The organism is Aeromonas sp. QDB30, from assembly GCF_027707645.1.
GTDB lineage: Bacteria > Pseudomonadota > Gammaproteobacteria > Enterobacterales > Aeromonadaceae > Aeromonas > Aeromonas caviae.
Genome location: NZ_JAPCIY010000071.1, coordinates 1 through 21,744, shown reverse-complemented (window position 1 = coordinate 21,744; position 21,744 = coordinate 1). Strand labels below are relative to the sequence as shown.

Genomic DNA, 21,744 nt, shown 5'->3' with positions numbered 1-21,744 from the left:
GGGCGTGCATCGAGAAGACAGATTATCCCATCCCGGCAGAACTGATGCCGTCAACCCCGTCCTGGTGAATAGATACCGAGCAGGGGGCCTTGGCCCCCTCTTTCATTACCGGGGTTTTACCCCACTCGGGTCTGAGCCGCGTACCTCAGGACGGGTCATGCAGGGGTAGCGTCATGGTCACTCTCAGCCCCCCCTGTGCGCGATTGCGCGCCAGGATGGTACCGCCCTGCAGAATCACCGCCTTGCGGGCGATGGCGAGCCCGAGCCCGTAGCCCTTGCCCATGCGGGGTGAGCCGATGCGCACGAAGGGATCGAAGATCCCCGCCAGCTTCCCCTCCTCCACCCCGGGCCCCCGATCGGCGATGGAGAGCTGCACCTCCTGGCCCAGGCGCAGCACGCGAACATTCACCATCTGGCCCGACTGCGAGAAACGCAGTGCGTTGCGCACCACGTTATCCACGGCGCGGCGCACCAGCTCGGCATGCCCCAGCAGGAGACAACCCTCCCCCAGCGCCGCCTCGAGCGCTATCTCGACTCCGGATTGCTGGGCTTCGAACCTGGCATCCTGGACAACCGTCTCCACCAGCGCCAGCAGGTCGTAGTGGCTCTGCTCAAGCCCGTGGCCCTGCTCGGCACGGGAGAGGGTCAGCAGCTCCCCTATCATCCTGTCCATCCGCTCCGTCTCGAGCCGGATCCGCGCCAGGGCGTCGCTCGCCTTCTCCGGGCGCTGCTCCGCCAGGCCGATGGCCATCTGGATGCGGGCCAGGGGGGATCGCAGCTCGTGGGAGACGTCGTGAAGCAGTTGCTCGCGCCCCTCGACCAGTTGCTGCAACCGCTCCACCATGAGATCGAACTCCTTCGCCACCTCCGTCAGCTCGTCCCGGCGCCAGCGCAGAGCGGGCCAGAGTCTGACCCCCAAATCCCCCCTGGCTACCCGATCGAAGCTGCGCCGCAGGGCGTTCATGGGCCGGGTCAGGTGCCAGGCGAACAGAATGCTGAACAAGAGTCCCCCCAGGCCGCCAATCCAGAGCATGGGCGGGGGAATGTTGAGCCAGGAGAGGGGGCCGGGAGCCGGCCCGCCGGGGAGGACGCGCGGGTCCACTCTGGTCTGCAGCAGATAGGTCTGCCCGTCGCTGGCAATCACGGTGCGTGTCAGCACGATGCCCGGGCCAGGTTCCCCGGAGGCTGTCAACCTGGATGCCCGGGGCGCTGGCCGGGGAGGCGCATCGGAGACATCGAGGAGTGTTATCTGCAGCAACGGCGGCGACATGGCCTGGCTCAATGCCGTCGCAGCCTCGATTCCCCCCTTTGCCAGCACGGCTGCCGCCATCTCCAGATGCTGGCTCGCCAACTGCTGGGCCAGGTGCTCTTCCGGGGGGTCACGCTCGGCACGAAAACCGAGCCAGAGCAGTTGACTGACCAGCACTATGGCCAGCCAGAACCCCAGCAGAATCTTCCAGAACAAACGTCCCTTGAGGATCACCGTATCTTGTACCCTATGCTGCGCACCGTCTCTATGGTGACGGCCTCCCCCGCCTTCTGTTGCAGCTTCTGCCTCAGGTTGCAGATGTGCACATCGACGCTGCGATCATAGGCCTCCCGCGGGCGCCCCACCCCTTGCAGGGAGAGGATGTCCTTGGTGACCACCTGCTCCGGTGCTCGCACCAGCAACACCAGCATGTTGAACTCGGTGGCGGTCAGCTCCAGCGGCTCCCCCTGCCAGAGACAGACCCGGTTGGCCGGCGTGACCGTCAGATCCCCCAGGATGAGGGCATCCGGCGAGGGGGTTGCGCTCCCCCCCTCGTTGACCCGCCGCAGAACGGCCCGCAGCCGGGCCACCAGCTCCCTGGGGTAGCAGGGTTTGGGCACATAGTCATCGGCCCCCATCTCCAGCCCCACCACCCGATCCACGTTGTCCCCCTTGGCGGTCAGCATGATGATCGGCAGGCGACTGCGCTGGCGCACCTGGCGCAGCACCTCAGTCCCCCCCAGATCGGGCAGCATCACATCCAGCAGCAGGGCGCTGTAACGGCCGGAGAGGGCATGGTGCACCCCTTCCCCTCCGGTCAGCACCTGGGTGGTCTCGAACCCCTCCCCTCCCAGGTATTCACTCAACATGACGCCCAGTTCGGCGTCGTCATCCACCAGCAGGATCTTCATATAGGGTCTCCCTTGTCGGTGGCCATTTTCGCCGCTTGCTCCGCCCTTGGCAGCCATTTTTACGAAACCCTTACGCTTGGCGCAAAGAGCCTTAACCCGGCTCTGGGGTAGAGTGCCGCCGTGATCGTCATTCAGGATACAGGTTGTCATGCCCACGTTCTCCCCTCGTCTCTTTTGGCTGCTGCCTCTGTGCGCCCTCGCCCTGTTGCTGGCCTGGCGCCCCCAAGCCAAGGCACCCGCCAGCGACTACATCACCGCCAGTACCGAGACCCGGGATCTGGAGCAGCTCATCATGGCGGACGGCACCCTGAAGGCGCGCAAGCAGGTGAGCGTGGGCGCCCAGGTATCGGGCCAGATCAAGAAACTGCACGTGACTCTGGGGCAGGAGGTCAAACAGGGGGATCTGCTGGTCGAGATCGACGATCTGCCCCAGCAGAACGCCCTCAAGGATGCCCTGGCCCAGCGCGACAACCTCCAGGCCCAGCTGGATTCCAAAGAGGCCACCCTTCGCAATGCCCGCCTGGCATACCAGCGCCAGCGGCAGATCGTCGCAAGAGGTCTTGGCAGCACGGCCGACCATGACAGCGCCAAGGCGACCCTGGACGAGACCCTGGCCGATATCCGGGCCCTCAACGCCCAGCGGGTGCAGGCCGAGATCGCGGTGGACACCGCCCGGGTCAACCTGGGGTATACCCGGATCCTGGCCCCCCTCTCCGGTACCGTGGTGGCCATGCCGGTGGAGGAGGGGCAGACCCTCAACGCCAGCCAGAGCACCCCTACCCTGCTCAAGATTGCCCAGCTCGACACCATGACGGTGGAGGCCAGGATCTCCGAGGCCGACGTCATCAACGTCCGGGTCGGCATGCCGGTCTATTTCACCATTCTTGGCAACAGCCAGCGCCGCTTCGAGGGATCCCTGCGGGCCATCGAGCCCGCCCCCGACACCATCAATGACGACGACACCACCAGCAGCAGCGACAGCAGCGCCATCTATTATCACGGCCTGTTCGAGGTGCCCAACCAGGATGGTCAGCTCAGGATCAGCATGACGGCCCAGGTCTATCTGGTGGTCGCCCGGCTCAAAGATGCGCTGGTGATCCCGGCCATCGCCCTGCAGGGGGATCAGGTCAGGGTGATCGACGACGGAGGCCGGATCAGCCTGCGCCGGGTCAAGGTCGGCCTGAACAACAAGGTGGATGCCCAGATCCTGTCGGGCCTGAGCACCGGTGAGCGGGTCATCGTCAGCGAAGTGAACGCAGGCCAGAGCAACGCCGCCGGGGGCATGCCGCCCCCCATGGGGATGTGACCATGGGCACCTTGTTGCAACTGCGGGGCATCCGCCGCCACTTCAAAGAGGGTGAGCGCACCGTCACCGTGCTCGATGGCATCGATCTGGCGATCGCCCGTGGAGAGATGGTGGCCATCGTCGGCGCTTCGGGCTCCGGCAAATCCACCCTGATGAACCTGCTGGGCTGCCTGGATCAGCCGAGCGAGGGGGCCTATCTGGTGGCCGGGCGCGATACTGCCACCCTCAGCCGGGACGAGCTCGCCGCCCTGCGCCGGGAGCACTTCGGCTTCATTTTCCAGCGTTATCACCTGCTGGCGGATCTCGATGCCCGCACCAATGTGGAGGTGCCCGCCCTCTACGCCGGTCTGGATCCGGCCGAGCGACGCCAGCGGGCCGAGGCCCTGCTGACCCGCTTCGGCCTCGCCAGCCGGCTCGAACACAAGCCAAGCCAGCTCTCCGGCGGCCAGCAGCAGCGGGTCAGCATCGCCCGCGCCCTCATCAACGGCGGCGAGGTGATCCTGGCCGACGAGCCGACCGGAGCCCTCGACAGCCAGAGCGGCGCCGAGGTGATGGCGAGCCTTCAAGCTCTGCATCGCCAGGGCCACACCCTGGTGATCGTCACCCACGACATGGACATCGCCCGCCACGCCGAGCGGATCATCGAACTGAAAGATGGCCGGGTGATCGCCGATCGCCGCACGCGCGAGCCACAGGCCCTTCCCCAGGCGCCCCAGGCCGCCACCAAGACGTCCGCCAGGGGGAAGACCCCGCGGATGGCGGGGCTCGGGAATGCCCTGCAGATGGCCCTCAAGGCCATGGTTGCCCAGCGTCTGCGCACCTTTCTCACCATGCTCGGCATCATCATAGGTATCGCCTCGGTGGTGACCGTGGTGGCCCTCGGCCAGGGCTCCCGGGAGCGGGTGCTGGAGAACATCAACGCCATGGGCACCAGCACCCTGGAGGTGTTCCCCGGCCGCGGCTTCGGGGACATGCGCTCCGCTACCATACAGACGTTGCGGATCGGGGACGCCGAGGCCATCGCCCGGCTGGACTACGTGCACAGCGTCACCCCCAGCCTCAGCACCAGCGCCACCCTGCGTCTTGGCAACACCGCCGTCTCCGGCACCATCAACGGCGTCGGCGCCCAGTTCTTCCAGGTCAGGGGCTATCGCCTGGCCCAAGGCATGGGCTTTGATCGCCAGAGCGAGGAGAGCCTGGCCCAGGAGGTGGTGATCGACGAGCACACCCGGGACAAGCTGTTCGCCCCGACCCAGTCCCCCCTGGGCCAGGTGATCCTGCTGGGGGATCTGCCCTGCCGGGTGATCGGGGTCGCCATCAAGAACCAGAGCGGCTTTGGCAGCGACGAGACCCTCAACGTCTGGATCCCTCATACCACCGCCATGAGCCGCCTGCTGGGGCAGAGCCATCTGCGCAGCATCAGCGTGCGGGTGCGGGACGAGGTGAGCCTGGACGCCGCCCAGGACGGCATCAGCCGCCTGCTCACCCTGCGCCACGGCAGCCAGGACTTCTTCCTGCTCAACACCGACAGCATCCGCCAGACCATCAGCCAGACCAGCGCCACCCTGACCACGCTGATCGCCCTCATCGCCCTCATTTCCCTGATCGTCGGGGGCATAGGGGTGATGAACATCATGTTGGTCTCGGTCACCGAGCGCACCCGGGAGATAGGGGTGCGGATGGCGGTCGGCGCCCGGACCCGGGACATCCAGCAGCAGTTCCTCATTGAAGCCGTGCTGATCTGCCTGCTGGGGGGCGTGCTCGGCATCGCCCTCTCCCTGCTGCTGGGCCAACTGTTCGACCACCTCGGCAGCGGCGTCCGGATGAGCTACTCCCTTGCCGCCATGGCGGTGGCCTGCCTTTGCGCCAGCCTGATCGGGGTAATATTCGGCTTCGCCCCGGCCCGCCGGGCAGCCAGGCTGGATCCCATCCACGCACTGGAGCGCGAATAGCCCGCATTGACGCCGGGGTGACGCCACTCACCCCGACACCGGATCGGGGGCCGATGCCCGGCCCCGCCACCAAGCCTGAACGCCCGCACTTCTTCCCTGAATGCGCGGGTTCTTTGACCGGGTCCCGTACCCGGTCTTTTTTTGTTTCCCGCCCGCCATACCCACAAAATAAGCCGCCCGAAGGCGGCTTTTGTCATCACGGGCCAGTCGGTTACCCCGGGCCATCAGGCGCCGATGATGCCGCCATCGTCCCGGGTGATCCGCAACACAGCGGAGCGGGGAATGGCGGTGCCGCCGTCCGGGAAATGGGAGGGCGCCCCCTCCTCACCCGGGTGCTGCACCCCGACGAACAGGGTGCGCCAGTCAGGCGTGAAGGTGAGGCCCGTTATTTCGCAGGCCACAGGGCCGGTCAGGAAGCGGCGCACCTCGCCGCTCGCGGGATCGGCGCACAGCATCTGGTTGTTGCCCATGCCGGCAAACTGCTTCTCGTTGGAGTAATCGCCGTCGGTCTGGATCCAGAGCCGCCCCGCCTCGTCGAAGCCGATGCCGTCCGGGCTGTTGAACATGTTGTCCGGATGGATGTTGGCACTGCCCGCCATCAGCCCCTCCTTGTGCACGCCAGGGTTGCCCGCCAGCAGGAAGAGATCCCACTCGAAGCTGTCGCTCCCGTGATCGTCCCCCATCGGGCGCCAGCGGATGATCTGGCCATAGGGGTTCTCGGCCCTGGGGTTGGCGCCATCGAGAGGTTGGTTCTCCTTGAGGCCGCGGTTCTTGTTGTTGGTCAGGGTGCAGTAGACCTCGGCTCTGTGGGGATGCACGGCCACCCACTCGGGCCTGTCCATGGTGGTGGCGCCCAGCCGGGTCGCCGCCTCCCGGGCGAAGATGAGCACCTCCCCCTGATCGGCGAAGCCGTTCTCCCGGGTCAGGCCGTGCTGGCCGTGCACCAGGGGCAGCCACTGGCCGGTGCCCTTGAGCTCCCCCTCCCTCGCCTCGAAGCGAGCCACATAGAGGGTGCCCTCATCCAGCAGATCCCGGTTCGCAGGATCGTTGCCCGGCGCCACCTTGTTCTTCGAGACGAAGCGGTAGATGTGCTCCCCCCGCTCGTCGTCGCCGAGGTAGACCACGGCGCGGCCATCCTGGTTGATGGTGAAGGCCGCATTCTCATGCTTGAAGCGGCCAAGGGCGGTACGCTTCTTCGGGGTGGAGGCGGGATCGCGGGGATCGATTTCCACCACCCAGCCGAAGCGGTGCGGCTCCTGGGGATGCTTCGCGAGATCGAACCGCTCGTCAAATTTGTGCCAGCCAAAGCCCGCATCCTCGGCGGCCAGGCCGTAGCGGGCGGCGCGCTGGTCCAGCACCGGCTTGCCCTCGCTGCCGAAGTAGCCGTTGACGTTCTCCTCGCAGGTGAGGTAGGTCCCCCAGGGGGTCTGGCCATTGGCGCAGTTGTTGAAGGTGCCAAGGGCGGTGCGCCCCTCGGGATCGGCCTGGGTCTTGAGCAGGGCATGGCCCGCCGCCGGGCCGCTCAATGTCATGGGGGTCGTGGCGGTGATGCGGCGGTTGAGGGCCCCCTTGGGGTTGGCCTGCCACTTGCCATCGATGCGCACCAGCTCCACCAGGGAAACCCCGTGGGCCGCCTGAGCCTTGGCGACAGCCTCTGCACTGAGGGTCTTACCGCCATCCGCAAACAGGTATTCGTAGTTGGTGTATTCGTTGTTGACGGCGAGCAGGGCGCGATCCGGCCCCAGGGAGAAGAAGCTCATGCCGTCGTTGTTGTCGCCAAACTGGCGGGCCTGGGCCTTGGCGTCATTGCCCTGGGCAAAGGCGGGGGCATCGGGGAAGAGGGCATCTCCCCAGGCGATCAGCACCTCGGCCTTGTAGCCGGGCGGCACCACTATGGTGTCGGCCACCGAGACGGGCACGGCCTGGAAGCCAAGCAGCGGCCGGGTGGCGGCAGCCACGGCCTGGGCCACGGGGCTCGCGGCAAAGAAGGCCACCATGCTGGCGGCGCCCACCCCTTTGAGGAAGCCACGGCGGCTCAGGCCCGCCTCGATGAGGCGGTTGAATGCCGGCTCCTGCTCGCGGGGGTGGTTGGCACTGTCTTTCTCGTCAAAACGGCTCATCGGCTTTTCCTTGTTATCTCGGCGCAATCATTGCGTCATCACGGCGTCCGGCCACAGCATGGCAGCGCTTTATTAAACGAGGATGACAAATGATGAGATAACCGGCTGGCCCGGCAAGACGCCACCGCCAACGACAAGGGGCGGTGGACACCAGTCCCACCGCCCCAAGAGACACATCGCCGACAGAAGCTCTCCCCTCTATCTAGCCGCACGTCTTCAGACTGCTATGCCCGTTTGTACCGGATAGCGCCCGATGGCAACGTCTAGTTGCACTTCTTCAGACTGATATGCCAGTTGGCGCCGGATTGCACCTGATGGCAGCGTCTAGTTGCACTTCTTCAGGCTGATATGCCGTTTATACCGGATTGCACCCGCTGGCAGCGTCTAGTTGCACTTCTTCAGGCGGCTATGCCCGTTTGTACCGGATAGCACCCGCTGGCAGCGTCTAGTTGCACTTCTTCAGGCTGATATGCCAGTTGGCGCCGGATTGCACCTGGTGTTTGGCGGCGAAGCTGTCCATGTTCAGGGCCACCGACACCTGCAACAGGCTGTTGAGGTAGACCAGGGGCTGGCCCTCCGGCACATCGCCAAAGCTGCTGACGTAGGGGGCCTTGCCCTCGTATTTCAGCGCATCCCCTTCGCTGATCCTGATGCAGGCGTTGTCCCCCTTGTGGATACCCGCCTTGGTCAGCAGGCTGTCGTCGATATTGGTCCAGACGTTGCCGTACTGCACGTCCAGGATCGGAATGGTGCCCTTGAGGGTACCGTCTTGCTCGGCCACCGCCGGCTGATAGGGGATGGTCACCACCTCGGCGGGCAGCAGAGGCCCCACCTGCTCGAAGCTGATGGCACCGGAGGCGAGGCGCGCGCCGGTGTAGGCGTAGACGTCGCGGCCGTGGAAGGTGTAGGACTTCTCGGAGCCCTTGAGGCGGTTGGTCTTCTCGTCGATCTGGCGCACCGCCTCAATGCCGAAGTGCTCCGCCACCAGGGTCAGGGTGCCGTTGTCCGGGCTGACGATGTAGTGGCCGCTCCTGGTCTTGAGTACCACCGACTTGCGTTCGGTGCCGACACCGGGGTCCACCACGCTGACGAAGACGGTACCCGCGGGCCAGTATTGCAGGGTCTGATAGAGGCGGTAGGAGGCTTCCCAGATGTTGTAGGCCGGGATCTCGTGGGTCAGGTCATGGAGCGGCAGGGTGCGGTCCACCCCGAAGGCGACCCCCTTCATGGCCGAGACGGCGCCATCCTTGAGACCGAAGTCGGTCTGGAACACCAGGGCCTCGTTGGCAAGGGCACTCGCCCCCACCAGAGAGAGAGCGAGTACGAGGGCGCGGGGAGCGGTACGAATATCCATATCAGGACTCCTTGTGAAGGATGCAACAGAGAAATAGAAATCTAGACGTCCAGAGTGCCATTTCATGACACCTTTGCAACCCCCCTTGCCCGAATGGGGGGAAACCCCTCGCCACAGCGCTCCACCGGGTGTATCCATGGGGCATCCGACGTCAGGAGCACCCAGATGACCAGAGAGCATCACGACACCATTTTGCTGAGCCTGGGCAATACCCGAAGCCAGGTCGCGCTCACCGCGGCCGATGGCACCAGCCAGACATTTGCATTGACACTGGGGCTCGATGCCCTGACCCCGGGACCCTTTCGCCGGGATCCACCGACGCCCCTGGAACTTGAGCAGGCCATCATGGTGGTGGAGGATGTACTGATGCCCCTCGCGGCACGGATCCCGCCCCACCCCGTGCTGCACCTGCAAAGCCCGGAGCCCCTGACCGAGGTGCTCGGCAACCGGGTGCAGAGCCGGGAAAACATTGAGCGGTTGTTCGGCCAGCTTGCCGCCATGGTGGAGGGGGATCCCCTGGCATCGGCCCAGTTGCCGAGGGAGAGGCGCATCGCCGCCGCCCTGCTGATCCTGCGGGAGTGGATGCACCACCTGGATGCCGGGAGCGTCGTCCTGGTCGATGGGTGATGCCTTGTCACACAGCGGGTTCGAAGCGCCGCCGAGACACCGCCCAGGCCAGCCCCAGGCTTGTCAGGGTGCTGCCGATGAAGAGCAGATCCAGCGCGACGCCAAGACCGGCCCCGTCGCTCACCCAGCCCAGCAACACGGGTACCCAGTTCGCCACATAGGCGATCACATAGAAGAGGGAGAGCAGCCGCGCGTGGCTGGCCGGGGGCGCGATGCGATTGATCAGGGTCGCACTGCCCACGAACACGGCCCCCTGGGCATAGCCCGCCACCAGCAGCCCGAGTCCCGCCAGCCAGATGGGCAGGCCGTGAACGGCCCCGGCAAAGAGCAGCACGCACAGCGCCAGGGCCAGCACGCCGCTTTGCAGGGTATGGCGGGCATCGAGGCGACGGGCCCAGAGCTGGCAAAGCCCGGAGAAGACCAGATAGGCCGCGACAAGATAGCCGAACAGCCCCAGATCCGTCATGCCCAGCATCTCGCTCACCACCTTGGGACCCATGGCCAGCAAGCTGGCCGCCACCGCCCAGGCGGTGAAGAGCGCCAGTGCGCAAAGGAAGAACCCGGCCCCCGTGGCCCTGAGCCCCTCCCCCAGGGATCCGCCCCCCTGCCCGCTCGGGGCGGCCTCCGTCTCCCTCACCCCTTTGGGCCAGCTCAACACCAGCCCCCCGATGGCGCAGGCCGCCATCCCCAGGATCAGCAAAAACGGCAGCGTGGTCGGGTAGAGATCCTGCTGCAGCGCCAGCCCGCTGAACACGGGGCCAAGGGCCAGCCCGGCGGTGAAAGACAATGTGGCGCTAAGCGCCGCCCGCTTGCCCCCATCCCTGGGGCCAAAACGCAGCAGCGCCACATTGGCGGCGCCGGTCAGGCTGCCCGTGCCAATCCCGGCCAGCAGCCGCGCCAGCAAAAGGGCCCAGAAGCTGTCGGCCAGGGAGAAGAGCAGGGCCCCGCCCCCGACCGCCACCAGGGCAGGCAGGATCAGGGTGCGCAGATCCGCCACGCGTCCTGCCAGGTTGCCCACCCCGAACAAGGCGATGAGCACGCCCCCCGCATAGCCGCCATAGATGAGGCTGAGGCCGAGATCGCTCAGAGCCAGCGCCGCCTGGTAATGGGGATAGAGCGGGGTAGGCACGCTGCTGTTGAGCAGGGCCGACATCAGGGCGAGGGAGAGAAACCAGCGCAGACGAGGATGGACAACCTGACCTGGCTCGCAAGCCGGGGCGCTTGAGACAGACATGGACACTCCAGTGGCAGACGAATGAAACCGCAATCGGGAGCGACATCATAGCGATCCCCCCCACCCCGGACTGCGGCAGTTCTGCATCACGCCGACTCAATCCTGCATCACGTCGGGGTGGCGCGCGCCCTTGGCAGGGGAGCCGCAGGCACGCACCGGACCCGGTCTATCCCCTTGTGCTGCCATCCCCGCTGGCATCTAATATTGCGGCGCCAATCAGGCGTTCTGCTTGAGTGAGGAGCAAGCATGATCAACTGGGACGATGCCCGCTTCTTCCTGGCCCTGGCACGGCGGGGCAGCCTGCGGCAGGCCGGACTCGAGCTCGGGGTGGATCAGGCCACCGTCGGGCGGCGGATCACCCTGCTCGAGCAGCAGCTGGGGGCCAAGCTGTTTATCCGCACCCCCAGACACTATCGCCCCAGCCCCCTGGGGGAAGCGCTGCTGCCCCAGGCCGAGGCCATGGCGCAGGCGGCCCTGGCCATGATGCGCACCGCGAGCCTGGGGGAGCTGGAAGGGGAGCTTTGCATCGCCACCACGGACACCCTGGCCCAGGGCTTCGTGCTGCCCGCGTTCACCCTGCTGCGCCAGCGCCACCCCGGTATCCGCCTCAAGTTGCTGACCGCCGTCAGCGTGAGCGACATCCCCAATCAGGAGGCGGATCTCGCCATTCGCAGCGTGCGCCCCGAGCAGGGAGATCTCGTGGTCAAACGGCTCGCCACCATCAAAATGGGGCTCTACGCCTCTCCCGACTACCTGGCCAGGCGGGGCACGCCCCGCTCGGGTCAGGCACTGCAAGAACACGACCTGCTGCTCTTTCCCAGAGAGCTGGTGGCCCGTCACTGGCTGAGTCTGTGCGGCGAACCGCTCCACGAACCCAACGTGGTCCTGCAGAGCAATGCCCAGCTGGTGCTGATGGCGGCCGCCCGGCAGGGGCTCGGCATCGCCCTGCTCTCCACCTTCCTCGCCGAGGAGGATCCCGCCCTGGTGCGCCTGCTGCCTGACCAGCACGATCCCATCGACATCTGGATGGTGCTGCACCCGGATGTGCAGAAGACGGGCCGCATGCGTGCCCTGGTGGCAGCCCTGGAGGAGGTGTTCCAGCCCCTGCAACAGACCCAGCCCTCCGCCACCCCCTGTCAAACGCACAGGGATTGAGCGGGTATGCCCCCCATACGGGGCACTTTCTTCGCAACGAACCATGTTAGAGTCCGCCGCTGTTTTTTCCTTTGATAACGGGGCCTTACATGAAGAAGTTTGTTGTTTCATCCAGTGTCATCCTGATGGCGGGCTTGCTGACAGCCTGTGCGAGCGAGTCGTCGCGCACCCTGGAGGTGCCCAAGGTTGCCTCCTATCAGAGCCACTATCAGGGCGCACGCAGCCCCATCGCCGTCGGCAAGTTCGACAACCGTTCCAGCTACATGCGTGGCATCTTCTCCGACGGCGTGGACCGGCTGGGCAACCAGGCGAAAACCGTGCTGATCACCCACCTGCAGCAGACCGGCCGCTTCAGCGTGCTGGATCGCGACAACATGGCGGAGATCCAGGCCGAAGCCGGGATCAAGCAACAGGCTCAGCAACTCAAGGGCGCCGACTACGTGGTCACCGGCGACGTCACCGAGTTTGGTCGCAAGGAAGTCGGTGATCATCAGCTATTTGGCATCCTGGGTCGCGGCAAGTCACAGATCGCCTATGCCAAGGTCAACCTGAACATCGTCAACGTCACCACCTCGGAAGTGGTCTTCTCTTCCCAGGGTGCCGGGGAGTACGAACTCTCCAACCGCGAGATCGTCGGCTTCGGCGGCACCGCCAGCTACGACTCCACCCTGAACGGCAAGGTGCTGGATCTCGCCATCCGCGAGGCTGTCAACAATCTGGTGAACGGCATCGAGACCGGTGCCTGGCGCCCGGCCCAATGAGGAGAGACGAGATGACGCTGTTCCGTCCTTCCCTGTTGCTGGTCAGCGGCCTGCTGCTGAGCGCCTGCGCCCAGGGGCCGCAGACGCTCTACAACTGGGATCAATATCAGGGGGTGGTTTACCAGCACATGCAGGGTGACGACACCGGGGTCGAAGCGCAGATCGATGCACTGGAGAAAAACCAGCAAGAAGCAAGCGCCAAGGGGCAGGCTGTGCCACCGGGCTTTCACGCTCACCTCGGCATGCTGTACGCCCAGCTCGGCAAGGATGCCCAGACTCGCGAGCAGTTCGAAACCGAGAAGCGCCTCTTCCCCGAATCGGCCCCCTTCATGAACTTCCTGATGTCCAACAAGAAGGGAGAGACCCAATGACCCTGCGCACCCTCCTTGCCCTCACGCTGGGCGCCCTCCTCCTGGGCGGCTGTGCACAGGGCCCCGGCTACGACTACAGCAACTTCAAGGAGAGCAGACCGACCTCCATTCTGGTGCTGCCGCCGGTGAATCACTCGCCGGACATCAAGGCGGGCCCCAGCCTGCAATCCCAGATCACCTATCCGCTCGCCGAGTCCGGCTATTACGTGCTGCCGGTAGCGGTCACCAACGAGACGTTCCGGCAGAACGGCGTGACCGAGCCCGCCGACATCCAGGCGCTGCCCATCAAGAAGCTCCACGAGATCTACGGAGCCGATACCGCCCTCTACCTCGACATCAAGGAGTACGGCACCAGCTATCTGGTCATCTCCAGCGAGACAGTGGTCACCGCCAGTGCCCGCCTGGTGGATCTGCGCACCGGCAAGCTGTTGTGGGAAGGCAGTGCCAGCGCCAGCAGTGCCGAGCAGCAGGGCAATTCGGGGGGCGGCCTCATCGGCATGCTGGTGGTGGCGGTGGTCAATCAGATTGCCAACACCCTTACCGACAAGGGCCATGAAATCGCCGGTATCACCAGCGTCAGGCTGCTCAGTGCCGACATGCCCAACGGCATCCTCCCTGGCCCCCGCTCGCCGAAATACCAGGCTCGCTAAGGCGCCCGTCACAGTCCACACAAGAGGGCGCCATGCCCTCTTGTTTCAGTCGCCCCCCCTTTCCCCTGCCTGACATCGCATGACGCCTCATCGTCTATCTTTTTGATATTGTTGGCTCATTCTTGCGCATGCCGGGTGACGACCCACCAACTTCATCTGGTGATGCCCGGCAAAATCAGTTACAAGAATGGCCTCTGTCACCATGGACGAGTTCACTGCATGGCTGGATCACTGTTGCGTATCATCCCCCGTCAATGGCTCTACCGGTTTGGCTGGCTATGTCTGGCTCTGACAGGGCTCGGGCTGGTAGCCAACTACACCTACTTCGTCATCAGGCACGATATGGCGCTCATTACCGCCAAGCAAGCCAACCTGTTCGAGGTGTTCTATCAGCGGGCCCGCATCCTGGCGCCAGAGAAACTGGCTGACTTCATCGACAACAGCAGCATCAAGATGCCCATCTTCAGCGAGAACGGGGATGCGGCGGCCTATGCCTATGGCTATGATCTCCCCACCCTGAAGCGCCTGGCGGTCATTCCCGTGCTGCCCCCGGCCAACCAGATGCTCCTCGCCTACCTGTACGTCATCTCCAACTCCGAGGTCCTCAACCTCTACGCCTTCTATGACGATCGCCGCCTGCTTGGCATGGTCGCCAACAAGGGGATGCTGCCGAGCCAGCTGCTCCCGGTCAACACCGACCTCAATGACATCGAGCCCTGGACCCACTTTTTCGGTTGCGCCTCCTTCGCGGCCACCCATGTCCCCTGCAGCACGGATGAAGCCTGGGTATCCGAGATCTACACCGACACCTTCACCGGACTGAATACCATCACCCTCTACTTCCCCTTCGTCTATTACGAGCCCGCCATCAAGGACTACCGCTATGGACTCAAGGGCATCGACATCGCCGTCGACCGGGCGTTCAAGGATGTGCTGCACCCCTTCGAGAGCCTCAATCCGACCCGGACCGTCCTCTCCTTCGAAGAGGTCGAGCCCTGCCGCCCGTTCCACCTCTGCCTGAGCACGCCGCTGATGCGCACTCAGGCAGGCAATGATCTCTACCTCAAGTGGTCATACAGTTACGGCGATTTCATCCGGTCCGTGCTCTACGGGGCGGCCTTCAAGCTCTATCTCATCATTCTGCTGCTGATCATGCTGACGGGGCGCAGCCTGGTTACCCGTCTGCGCATCCTGGCCCAGACCGACCACCTGACCCGGCTGCCACGCCGTGACATCCTCAATCAGGCGCTGCTGCGGGAGCACGACTACCTGATGATCCTCGACATCGACAACTTCAAGTCCGTCAACGACACCCATGGTCACGGGGTGGGTGACCTGGCGCTCGTCGCCTTCGCCAATCACCTCAAGACCAATATCCGCAAGGGCGATGTCGCCATTCGCTGGGGCGGGGAAGAGTTCATCGTGCTGTTCAAGGGGATGGACGATGACAAAATGATGCATCACTCCGCCGCCCGCCTGCTGGAGCGGCCATTGCGCATCCCCGAGCTGCCCGCCCCCATCACCTTCTCCGCCGGAGTAACCCGCATTCGCGATTACCTGACGGTGGCCGAGGCGGTGCAACTGGCCGACGACCTGCTCTATCACGTCAAGCAGCACGGCAAGCGCAATATCGCCTATTACCAGGGGCAGACCATCCGCCTTGTCCGCGATCCGGGTGACAATTCGCCCCCCTGAGCGGCCCGGCTTCTGCCGCTCCCCTGCTATCTGTTACCATCCCGCCCACGCTGATTGTTTCCGTCCCGGCCACGGGGCGGGATAACCCCATACTGGTGCCCTATGTCCATTGCCACTTTCGCCGAACTGGCCCTCTCCCCCCGCTTGCAGCAAACCCTGACCGAGCTTGGCTACGCCGCCCCCACCCCGGTGCAGGCCAGCGCCATCCCCCTGATCCTCGCGGGGCGGGATCTGATGGCGGGCGCCCAGACCGGCACCGGCAAGACCGCCGCCTTCGTGCTGCCCCTGCTGGAGCAGTTGTTGCAACACCCGACGAGCGATGGCCCCCGCCCCATCCGCGCACTGGTGCTGGTGCCGACCCGCGAGCTGGCGGTGCAGGTTGCCGAGAGCGTCACTCGCTACGCCAGGGGCACCACTCTCACCAGCACGCTGGTCTACGGCGGGGTGAGCATCGCCGCACAGGTGGAGGCGCTGAACGCCGGGGTGGATATCCTCATCGCCACCCCGGGCCGCCTGCTCGATCACCTGCGCCAGGGGGCGCTCACGCTGGCCGAACTGCGCCATCTGGTGTTTGACGAGGCGGACAGGATGCTCGACATGGGCTTTATGGACGAGATCCAGGCGCTGTTGAAGCAAATCCCGGCGGATCGCCAGACCCTGCTGTTCTCGGCCACCTGCGATGACAACCTGTTTGCCCTCTGCAAGGTACTGCTGCGCGACCCGGCGCTGGTGGAAGTGGCACCGCGCAACACCACGGCGGCCGAGGTGGAGCAGCGGGTCTATGCGGTGGACAGCGATCGCAAGGTGGCGCTGGTCGAGCACATGCTGACCGTGAAGGGCTGGGCGCCGGCGCTGATCTTCAGCCGCACTCGCCAGGGGGCCGACAAGCTGGCCCAGCAGCTTGGCAAGGGGGGCATCAATGCGCTGGCCTTCCACGGGGATCTGTCACAGAGCGCGCGGGAAAACGTGCTGCTGGCGTTTCGCGCAGGCACCTTGCAGGCCCTGGTGGCCACCGACGTGGCGGCTCGCGGCCTCGATATCAGCGAGCTCAACCATGTGATCAATCTGGAGTTCCCCCATCAGCCCGAGGATTACGTCCACCGCATCGGGCGCACCGGCCGCGCCGGCAACAAGGGGCTCGCCATCACCCTGTTCAGCCCGGAAGATGCGCCCCTGCTGGAAAAAGTCGAAGCCGTGCTCGATACCCGCCTGCCCCAGCAGTGGTTCCCGGGCTTTGAGCCGGATCTCACCCGCTTCGACCCCGAGCCGCGCCGCGCCAGCAAGGGCGCCCAGAAGCAGAAGGCCAGAAAGCAGGCCCTCGCGGGCAACAAGGGCGGCAAGGGACGAAAATCCTGACACGACTGTTTGCTGGGACAGCCATGCGCCTGCCCCAGCATCACCACTCTCCAGACCCAGGCCTGTGGGGTGACGCCAACCGCTTTCCTGCCCCCCTGTTCTGCTCCGCGCCCTCCTCCTCAGTCCGCTTGCCCTGACCCGGCGACCCTTTGCCACACTCTGCTACAAAAGAGGTAGTCAGGGGGCACACTTTCGCCACAAAGCAGGCGTGCAATGGAGGCATGGACAAGGAGGACATCATGAAACCCGCATCCCTCGTCTGGGCCCTGCCCCTGACCCTCACCCTGCTCTGGCTTGCTGGCCTGACCCAGTGGCCCGCCGGTCTCTGGCCCTGGCGCCACGAACTGCTGATCCTGACCGGTCTGATTGGCCTTGGTGCCATGACCCTCTCTTTGCTGTTGGCCCTGCGCCTGCCCAGGCTCGAAGCCTGGTGCGGCGGGCTGGATCGCATGCTGCACCTGCATCGCAGCAGCGCCCTCTGGGCCACCGGCACCCTGGTGGCCCACTGGCTGCTGGTGGAAGCCCCCAAGTGGGCCGTCGCCGCCGACTGGCTGACCCGGCCGGCACGCCGCGGTGCAGGCGCAGGCGCAGGCAGCGATGACCTGTGGCACGAACTCGGCAATACCCTGGGGGAATGGGGTTTCTATCTGCTGCTGGCCCTGGTAGCGGTGAGCCTGCTTGCGGTGGTGCGCTACGAGCGCTTCCGGGTGGTTCACCGGCTGGCCCCGGTCATCTATCTGATGAGCTGGCTGCACGGGCTCTGCCTGCTGCCGCGCATCGGCGCCCTGACCCCGGTCGGCCTGACCCTGCTTATCGGCGGCGGGCTGGGTGCCCTGGGGGCGCTCTACTCCCTGTTTGGCCGGGTGGGACGGGACGCACGCCGTCAGGGGACGGTCAGCGCCCTCACCCCTCTGGACGAGCGCACCCTGGAGATCCGGGTTGGCCTCACCGCGCCCCTGCTCGGCTATCGCCCGGGGCAGTTCGCCTTCTTCGACTTTGCCGGGCGCGGCGAGCCCCACCCCTACACCCTGGTCGATGTCTCGGCAGACTGCCGCACCCTGACCCTGGCGGTGCGCGCCCTCGGGGATCACACCCGCTGGCTGCACCGCCACCTCAAGGTGGGGGATACGGTGATCGTGACCGGCCCCTATGGCGCCTTCGCCCTGCCGGATCCGGCCCCCGCGCTCTGGGTGGGCGCCGGTATCGGCATCACCCCCTTCATCGCCTGGCTGGAGGCCCTGGTACGCCGTGGTGAACAACGCCCCGGCACCACCTTGCTGCAATGCGCCCCCTCCGCCGAGGCCGCCCCCTATCACAGTCGGCTGGCCGATCTGTGCCGCAGGGTCGGGATCGACTACCGGCTGCATCTGGAGTCCGAGCGCGGCCGACTGGATCTGGTCGCCCTGGGCGAGCGCCAGCACTCTCCGGTGTGGTTCTGTGGCCCCGAGCCCATGGCCCACACCCTGGATGCCCATCTGGCCACCCCGCTGCACCGGGAGCTGTTTCGCTTTCGCTGACCTTCGACACACCTCACCGCGTCACCCGAGACATAAAAAGGGCTTCCCGAGGGAAGCCCTTATCGTCACCCAGCCGCTATTAGTCGCGGCTCACCGTGAGCGTCACAAAGCCACGGTTGTTCTCGTAATATCCCCAGGCATCGTTGGCAAAACAGTAGAGATAACCGCTCTTGGTCGGCTTAATGCTGGCCTCTTTGCCGATCACAAAGGTGCTGGGCCGCGCCGGAGTGCCATCGTTGTCCGGGTTACCCGCATCCGCCACCACCCCTATCAGGGCAAACCATTCCGCCTCTTCCAGCCGCTTGGTAGCAGGAACATTGGCCTGACTGTTGCGAGTCACTATGCCGTAGAAGCGCTCAATCTTGCCAAGCGCATCACCCAACAGGTGTGCAAGCGCCTTGTCGCGCACCCCCTCCGGGCCCGCTGGCACGTGGGAGTCATGCCACTCACCATGAGCGCTGAAGCGGTAATGGCGGCCAGCCTCCAGATAGATACCAGTCCAATACCATGGATGGCGGGCATAGACATCCAGGGTGATCGAACCTTCCGGTGACCACTCCTTGGTGGGTAGATAGGGAAGCTGATTGATGGGAGAGAGCTTGCGCCGATCATCCACTGACTTGTGGACCTCGGCGGAGCGAAGATTCGGCAAGCTGCGCGGCGAGGTGAGCAAAAGCTTCATCAGACCGACGTGGGATTCGTGCAGCAGGCCGGCAGGATCAGGATGTAGCTGCGAGCTTGCTGACTCCCTGAACACCAATCCACACTGGCCAGCCTCCTCCATCATCCAGGCCAGAGTGATATCCGAAAGCCCGTGTTCCTTGTAGCCGCCACCCACGTCACTATGAACCCCGGCAAACCAGATCTGCTGCATGTCTCGCCCTGGGGCCGGATCCCAGAGAGTCGGCGTGAAACTGCCTCGTTTCTCGTCGATAGCGACGGCATGGCGTGCCGTCTTGATATGCTGGCCAAGCTGGACGTCGTGAAAACGGTAGTTGTCGGGACGGTCGAGCAAGTTCAGCAATCCCTTGTCATCGGGAATACCGAGAGCGCCGACAGTATCCCATACCCCAATGAAGCGGATAGCTTGAGAGTCTGGATAAAAGGTGAGATCCGCCAACAGCTGCTTCTTGCGATATCCCTGATCGTAAATCCGCTCCACCACCTCGCCCATCCCTTCGTCAGAGGCGAATCGGACTATGCCGCATCGCCCAATCATGCCCCCGAGGCTACGGGCCGTGAACGCACCACGACTAAAACCAAACAAGAAAAGTTCATCTCCTTCTTGGTAATGAGTCGCCAACCATTGATAACAGTCACGAATATCCTCACTGAGCCCAAGCCCGATCGTGCCTCCCATCACCTTGTCGATCAGACCACCACTGCCAACCCCGCTCTGGTAACGTGTAAGCTGGGTTTCGTCACAGCGCAGGGCATTGAAGATTTTGAATACATTGGTAGGCGCCAGCACACCGTCATCTTTGTTGTCTTCGCTGTTCCAGGTTCCATCGCAGCAAACAATCAATTTTCTAGCCATCACGCACTCCTTACGCGGGGATATCACGGTTACCACCTCGGTACCGTATGACGCTTTATGCTAGTCCATCCATTGGCGACCCCACTGTTGTTACATCACCTTTGTTCCTCCAAGAGCACAAATTAGTTAAGAGATCTCTTCTTTGAAGAGACAAAGGCCGGGCACTGCTGCACCGGCCTTTTCGGGTCATTTTCGCCATGGGCTGGCTATCCTCAACGGGGTCTCTTGCCCAATGTGGAGCTACCCATGGATCGCTACTACAAACACCTGGCCATCAGCGGCCTCATCTCCTTCGGAGGCCTTGCCCTGATACTGCTGCTGCAAACCATCCCGCTCATTTCCAACATCATGACCGCCATCTTCTTTGCCGGATCGGTGGGGGCCGTCATCAACAACTATTACCGCCTCGCCAGGCTGCACGACAGCGGTGCCATCGCCCACATCAGCCAACCCCGGGTGATCGTGACGCAGTTTTATGTTTCCCTGCTCTTTTCCGGCATTCTCGGCTTTATCGCCTACGGGCTCTTTGCCAGCAGCCTGCTCCAGGGGGACCTGTTTCCCAAGTTCAAACACATGGAGCACCCCTATGTCTCCTTGCAGACTCTGCTGACCCTGGCCTCTCCTGCAACCAATCTGGATGCCGCCAAAGCCGTCATCTGGGCCTTTATCGCCGGTTTTTCCGAGCGATTCGTCCCCAATGCCATCGACGCCCTCACCAAGGCAGTCCCCCCTTCCGGGCAAGACACCCCGGGATAAGGGCCTGGGCAAACAGGAGCATTGCCACCCTGGATGCAGACCGGACTACCCGGCATCCGGATGAAATACACTGGCGCCGCCTGTTGTTCTCGTATCGCCATCACGGACAAGCACCTTACCCCCGGCGTCAACGCAGCAATACGATTTCATGACCAAAACCCTCATTCGGGTATTGATGCATACGGAATGAATAAGCATCATCTTGCCGCCCCTGGTCATGGATAAGAATGTTGTATGTCCTTTGATAAAAAGCACGGTGAGTTCATCTTCAATGTGCAGGAACACCTGGTCACCTGCGAGCTTATCGGCCCTTTCAATGAAGAGGGTATGCTGGCGTGGATTACGGAGATTAAGCGCGTGGTAAACAGTCTCGACGGTAAGCGTTTCTGCGCCCTGGTGGACCATCGCCAGCATCAGGGGGTGGTGCTCTCCGCCCTGCCCCATCTGCAGGAGACCTATCAGTGGCTGACCCAGAAGAATCTGGTTGCCATCGCCTCCCTCTATTCGGCCAAGGTGCTCCATCATATCGCCCTCTCCTGCCTTTCCCTCACCCACCCGGGCCATATCCAGGCATTCAACGACCCTCAAGCGGCCATCGCCTGGCTGGATGCGCAATATCGGGCGCAGTAGCCAGCCCGACCTGTGTTGATGGGCACTGTGCCGTGAAATCACCGGCCCGGTCTGGTTAAAAAGGCCGGTATCAACTCCCTCAGGTGCCACGCCCGGCAACAACCGATGGCAGAGCCCCCAGGGGCTGGAAATGGGCCCCCGTCGGGAGTACCGCCTTGGCGACTGTCTGCCCCGGCAGGGCGCCATCCGAGCCAAGGGGCATCTGCGCCGCCCGCACGCTGCCGCCCCAGAAGCTCGCCACCAGTATCAAGGCCCCGGCCAGCCCGTATTTGATCCAGGATTTCATCGTCTTGCTTCCCTCTCGTTGGCCCCTCGCCACCTTGCGGCAAGCAGGCCCATTTATCAGTGGGCAGAAAATACGGGGGATTTATGAGGGGACAATGAGGTTGTGTGAAGCCAGGGTGAAGATGGTGAAAATAGCCTCTTCTCTCCATGTTTGTATGAAGAGCAATCTGCAGGCATCTCTCTCACCGTATCTTTATTCGGACTCATGTACAGGATCTTTAGCTACAACCAATTGAAATAGATAGAAAAAAGGCTTCGTTTGTGATCTGATTTAATCG

At 64.1% G+C, this 21,744-nt stretch carries 18 protein-coding genes and 1 pseudogene; 12 read left to right on the top strand and 7 right to left on the bottom strand.

The genetic code is table 11. The features are described 5' to 3' along the window. Window positions 1-145: 145 nt before the first annotated feature. Window positions 146-1,465 (bottom strand): HAMP domain-containing sensor histidine kinase, encoded by a 1,320-nt coding sequence (locus PG896_RS17170; protein WP_270835989.1) that lies wholly within the window; start codon window positions 1,463-1,465, stop codon window positions 146-148. A 14-nt stretch (window positions 1,466-1,479) separates the two neighbouring features. Further along, window positions 1,480-2,160, bottom strand: coding sequence for a response regulator transcription factor (locus PG896_RS17165; protein ID WP_104455311.1), 681 nt, complete (start codon window positions 2,158-2,160; stop codon window positions 1,480-1,482). A gap of 148 nt (window positions 2,161-2,308) precedes the next feature. Between PG896_RS17165 and PG896_RS17160 the strand changes: the two genes are divergently transcribed. Both PG896_RS17160 and PG896_RS17155 read left to right on the top strand, forming a co-directional pair. Continuing rightward, window positions 2,309-3,466, top strand: a complete 1,158-nt coding sequence (locus tag PG896_RS17160) for an efflux RND transporter periplasmic adaptor subunit (RefSeq protein WP_104455310.1) — start codon at window positions 2,309-2,311, stop codon at window positions 3,464-3,466. A gap of 2 nt (window positions 3,467-3,468) precedes the next feature. Continuing rightward, window positions 3,469-5,418, top strand: a complete 1,950-nt coding sequence (locus PG896_RS17155; protein ID WP_442866200.1) for a MacB family efflux pump subunit — start codon at window positions 3,469-3,471, stop codon at window positions 5,416-5,418. Between the two features lie 224 nt (window positions 5,419-5,642). Here the strand turns inward: PG896_RS17155 and PG896_RS17150 are convergent, their stop codons facing one another. Both PG896_RS17150 and PG896_RS17145 read right to left on the bottom strand, forming a co-directional pair. Further along, window positions 5,643-7,538, bottom strand: a complete 1,896-nt coding sequence (locus PG896_RS17150) for a PhoX family protein (protein ID WP_270835987.1) — start codon at window positions 7,536-7,538, stop codon at window positions 5,643-5,645. Window positions 7,539-7,983: 445 nt separating this feature from the next. Continuing rightward, the gene (locus tag PG896_RS17145) at window positions 7,984-8,892 is read right to left on the bottom strand and encodes an SAM hydrolase/SAM-dependent halogenase family protein (protein ID WP_270835986.1); all 909 of its coding nucleotides are present in this window, start codon (window positions 8,890-8,892) and stop codon (window positions 7,984-7,986) included. Window positions 8,893-9,057: 165 nt separating this feature from the next. On the opposite strand from PG896_RS17145, the gene PG896_RS17140 reads away from it, so the two are divergent. Further along, a complete protein-coding gene (locus PG896_RS17140) occupies window positions 9,058-9,519 on the top strand; it encodes a hypothetical protein (RefSeq protein ID WP_103260778.1) in 462 nt (153 codons plus the stop codon). A gap of 7 nt (window positions 9,520-9,526) precedes the next feature. Here PG896_RS17140 and PG896_RS17135 read toward each other — a convergent pair whose 3' ends face one another. Continuing rightward, the gene (locus PG896_RS17135) at window positions 9,527-10,753 is read right to left on the bottom strand and encodes an MFS transporter (RefSeq protein ID WP_270835985.1); all 1,227 of its coding nucleotides are present in this window, start codon (window positions 10,751-10,753) and stop codon (window positions 9,527-9,529) included. A gap of 246 nt (window positions 10,754-10,999) precedes the next feature. Here PG896_RS17135 and PG896_RS17130 point away from each other — a divergent pair, with 246 nt between their 5' ends. The 7 genes from PG896_RS17130 to PG896_RS17100 all read left to right on the top strand — a co-directional run bounded on the left by PG896_RS17130 (window position 11,000) and on the right by PG896_RS17100 (window position 18,258). Continuing rightward, window positions 11,000-11,908, top strand: coding sequence for a LysR family transcriptional regulator (locus tag PG896_RS17130; protein ID WP_043155350.1), 909 nt, complete (start codon window positions 11,000-11,002; stop codon window positions 11,906-11,908). 89 nt (window positions 11,909-11,997) lie between these two features. Then, window positions 11,998-12,669: a CsgG/HfaB family protein gene (locus PG896_RS17125; RefSeq protein WP_029313711.1), complete on the top strand. Its 672-nt coding sequence runs from the start codon at window positions 11,998-12,000 to the stop codon at window positions 12,667-12,669. An 11-nt stretch (window positions 12,670-12,680) separates the two neighbouring features. Beyond that, window positions 12,681-13,040, top strand: a complete 360-nt coding sequence (locus PG896_RS17120) for a DUF4810 domain-containing protein (protein WP_010672939.1) — start codon at window positions 12,681-12,683, stop codon at window positions 13,038-13,040. Beyond that, window positions 13,037-13,690, top strand: coding sequence for a DUF799 domain-containing protein (locus PG896_RS17115; RefSeq protein WP_039041300.1), 654 nt, complete (start codon window positions 13,037-13,039; stop codon window positions 13,688-13,690). The genes PG896_RS17120 and PG896_RS17115 overlap by 4 nt, the downstream gene beginning before the upstream one ends. Before the next feature lie 219 nt (window positions 13,691-13,909). Further along, window positions 13,910-15,385: a GGDEF domain-containing protein gene (locus PG896_RS17110; RefSeq protein ID WP_043155354.1), complete on the top strand. Its 1,476-nt coding sequence runs from the start codon at window positions 13,910-13,912 to the stop codon at window positions 15,383-15,385. Window positions 15,386-15,487: 102 nt separating this feature from the next. Then, window positions 15,488-16,741 carry a DEAD/DEAH box helicase gene (locus PG896_RS17105; RefSeq protein WP_043155356.1) on the top strand — a complete coding sequence of 418 codons (1,254 nt, stop codon included), beginning with the start codon at window positions 15,488-15,490 and terminating at the stop codon, window positions 16,739-16,741. A 239-nt stretch (window positions 16,742-16,980) separates the two neighbouring features. Next, window positions 16,981-18,258: a ferredoxin reductase family protein gene (locus tag PG896_RS17100; protein ID WP_420703382.1), complete on the top strand. Its 1,278-nt coding sequence runs from the start codon at window positions 16,981-16,983 to the stop codon at window positions 18,256-18,258. Window positions 18,259-18,337: 79 nt separating this feature from the next. On the opposite strand, the gene PG896_RS17095 is transcribed toward PG896_RS17100, so the two are convergent. Next, window positions 18,338-19,795, bottom strand: coding sequence for a DUF2235 domain-containing protein (locus PG896_RS17095; RefSeq protein ID WP_043155360.1), 1,458 nt, complete (start codon window positions 19,793-19,795; stop codon window positions 18,338-18,340). A gap of 246 nt (window positions 19,796-20,041) precedes the next feature. Here PG896_RS17095 and PG896_RS17090 point away from each other — a divergent pair, with 246 nt between their 5' ends. Both PG896_RS17090 and PG896_RS17085 read left to right on the top strand, forming a co-directional pair. Further along, window positions 20,042-20,551, top strand: coding sequence for a hypothetical protein (locus PG896_RS17090; RefSeq protein ID WP_050485224.1), 510 nt, complete (start codon window positions 20,042-20,044; stop codon window positions 20,549-20,551). A 234-nt stretch (window positions 20,552-20,785) separates the two neighbouring features. Next, window positions 20,786-21,181 carry a hypothetical protein gene (locus PG896_RS17085; protein ID WP_043155361.1) on the top strand — a complete coding sequence of 132 codons (396 nt, stop codon included), beginning with the start codon at window positions 20,786-20,788 and terminating at the stop codon, window positions 21,179-21,181. A gap of 193 nt (window positions 21,182-21,374) precedes the next feature. Here the strand turns inward: PG896_RS17085 and PG896_RS21250 are convergent. After that, window positions 21,375-21,467 (bottom strand): annotated as a pseudogene (locus PG896_RS21250) (subclass B2 metallo-beta-lactamase); the annotation flags it as partial. Window positions 21,468-21,744: the final 277 nt, after the last annotated feature.

Coding starts and splice junctions, on each gene's coding strand:
- PG896_RS17165 (WP_104455311.1), bottom strand. CDS start 2,160: ATGAAGATCCTGCTGGTGGATGACGACGCCGAACTGGGCGTCATGTTG.
- PG896_RS17160 (WP_104455310.1), top strand. CDS start 2,309: ATGCCCACGTTCTCCCCTCGTCTCTTTTGGCTGCTGCCTCTGTGCGCC.
- PG896_RS17155 (WP_442866200.1), top strand. CDS start 3,469: ATGGGCACCTTGTTGCAACTGCGGGGCATCCGCCGCCACTTCAAAGAG.
- PG896_RS17150 (WP_270835987.1), bottom strand. CDS start 7,538: ATGAGCCGTTTTGACGAGAAAGACAGTGCCAACCACCCCCGCGAGCAG.
- PG896_RS17145 (WP_270835986.1), bottom strand. CDS start 8,892: ATGGATATTCGTACCGCTCCCCGCGCCCTCGTACTCGCTCTCTCTCTG.
- PG896_RS17140 (WP_103260778.1), top strand. CDS start 9,058: ATGACCAGAGAGCATCACGACACCATTTTGCTGAGCCTGGGCAATACC.
- PG896_RS17135 (WP_270835985.1), bottom strand. CDS start 10,753: ATGTCTGTCTCAAGCGCCCCGGCTTGCGAGCCAGGTCAGGTTGTCCAT.
- PG896_RS17130 (WP_043155350.1), top strand. CDS start 11,000: ATGATCAACTGGGACGATGCCCGCTTCTTCCTGGCCCTGGCACGGCGG.
- PG896_RS17125 (WP_029313711.1), top strand. CDS start 11,998: ATGAAGAAGTTTGTTGTTTCATCCAGTGTCATCCTGATGGCGGGCTTG.
- PG896_RS17120 (WP_010672939.1), top strand. CDS start 12,681: ATGACGCTGTTCCGTCCTTCCCTGTTGCTGGTCAGCGGCCTGCTGCTG.
- PG896_RS17115 (WP_039041300.1), top strand. CDS start 13,037: ATGACCCTGCGCACCCTCCTTGCCCTCACGCTGGGCGCCCTCCTCCTG.
- PG896_RS17110 (WP_043155354.1), top strand. CDS start 13,910: ATGGCTGGATCACTGTTGCGTATCATCCCCCGTCAATGGCTCTACCGG.
- PG896_RS17105 (WP_043155356.1), top strand. CDS start 15,488: ATGTCCATTGCCACTTTCGCCGAACTGGCCCTCTCCCCCCGCTTGCAG.
- PG896_RS17100 (WP_420703382.1), top strand. CDS start 16,981: ATGAAACCCGCATCCCTCGTCTGGGCCCTGCCCCTGACCCTCACCCTG.
- PG896_RS17095 (WP_043155360.1), bottom strand. CDS start 19,795: ATGGCTAGAAAATTGATTGTTTGCTGCGATGGAACCTGGAACAGCGAA.
- PG896_RS17090 (WP_050485224.1), top strand. CDS start 20,042: ATGGATCGCTACTACAAACACCTGGCCATCAGCGGCCTCATCTCCTTC.
- PG896_RS17085 (WP_043155361.1), top strand. CDS start 20,786: ATGTCCTTTGATAAAAAGCACGGTGAGTTCATCTTCAATGTGCAGGAA.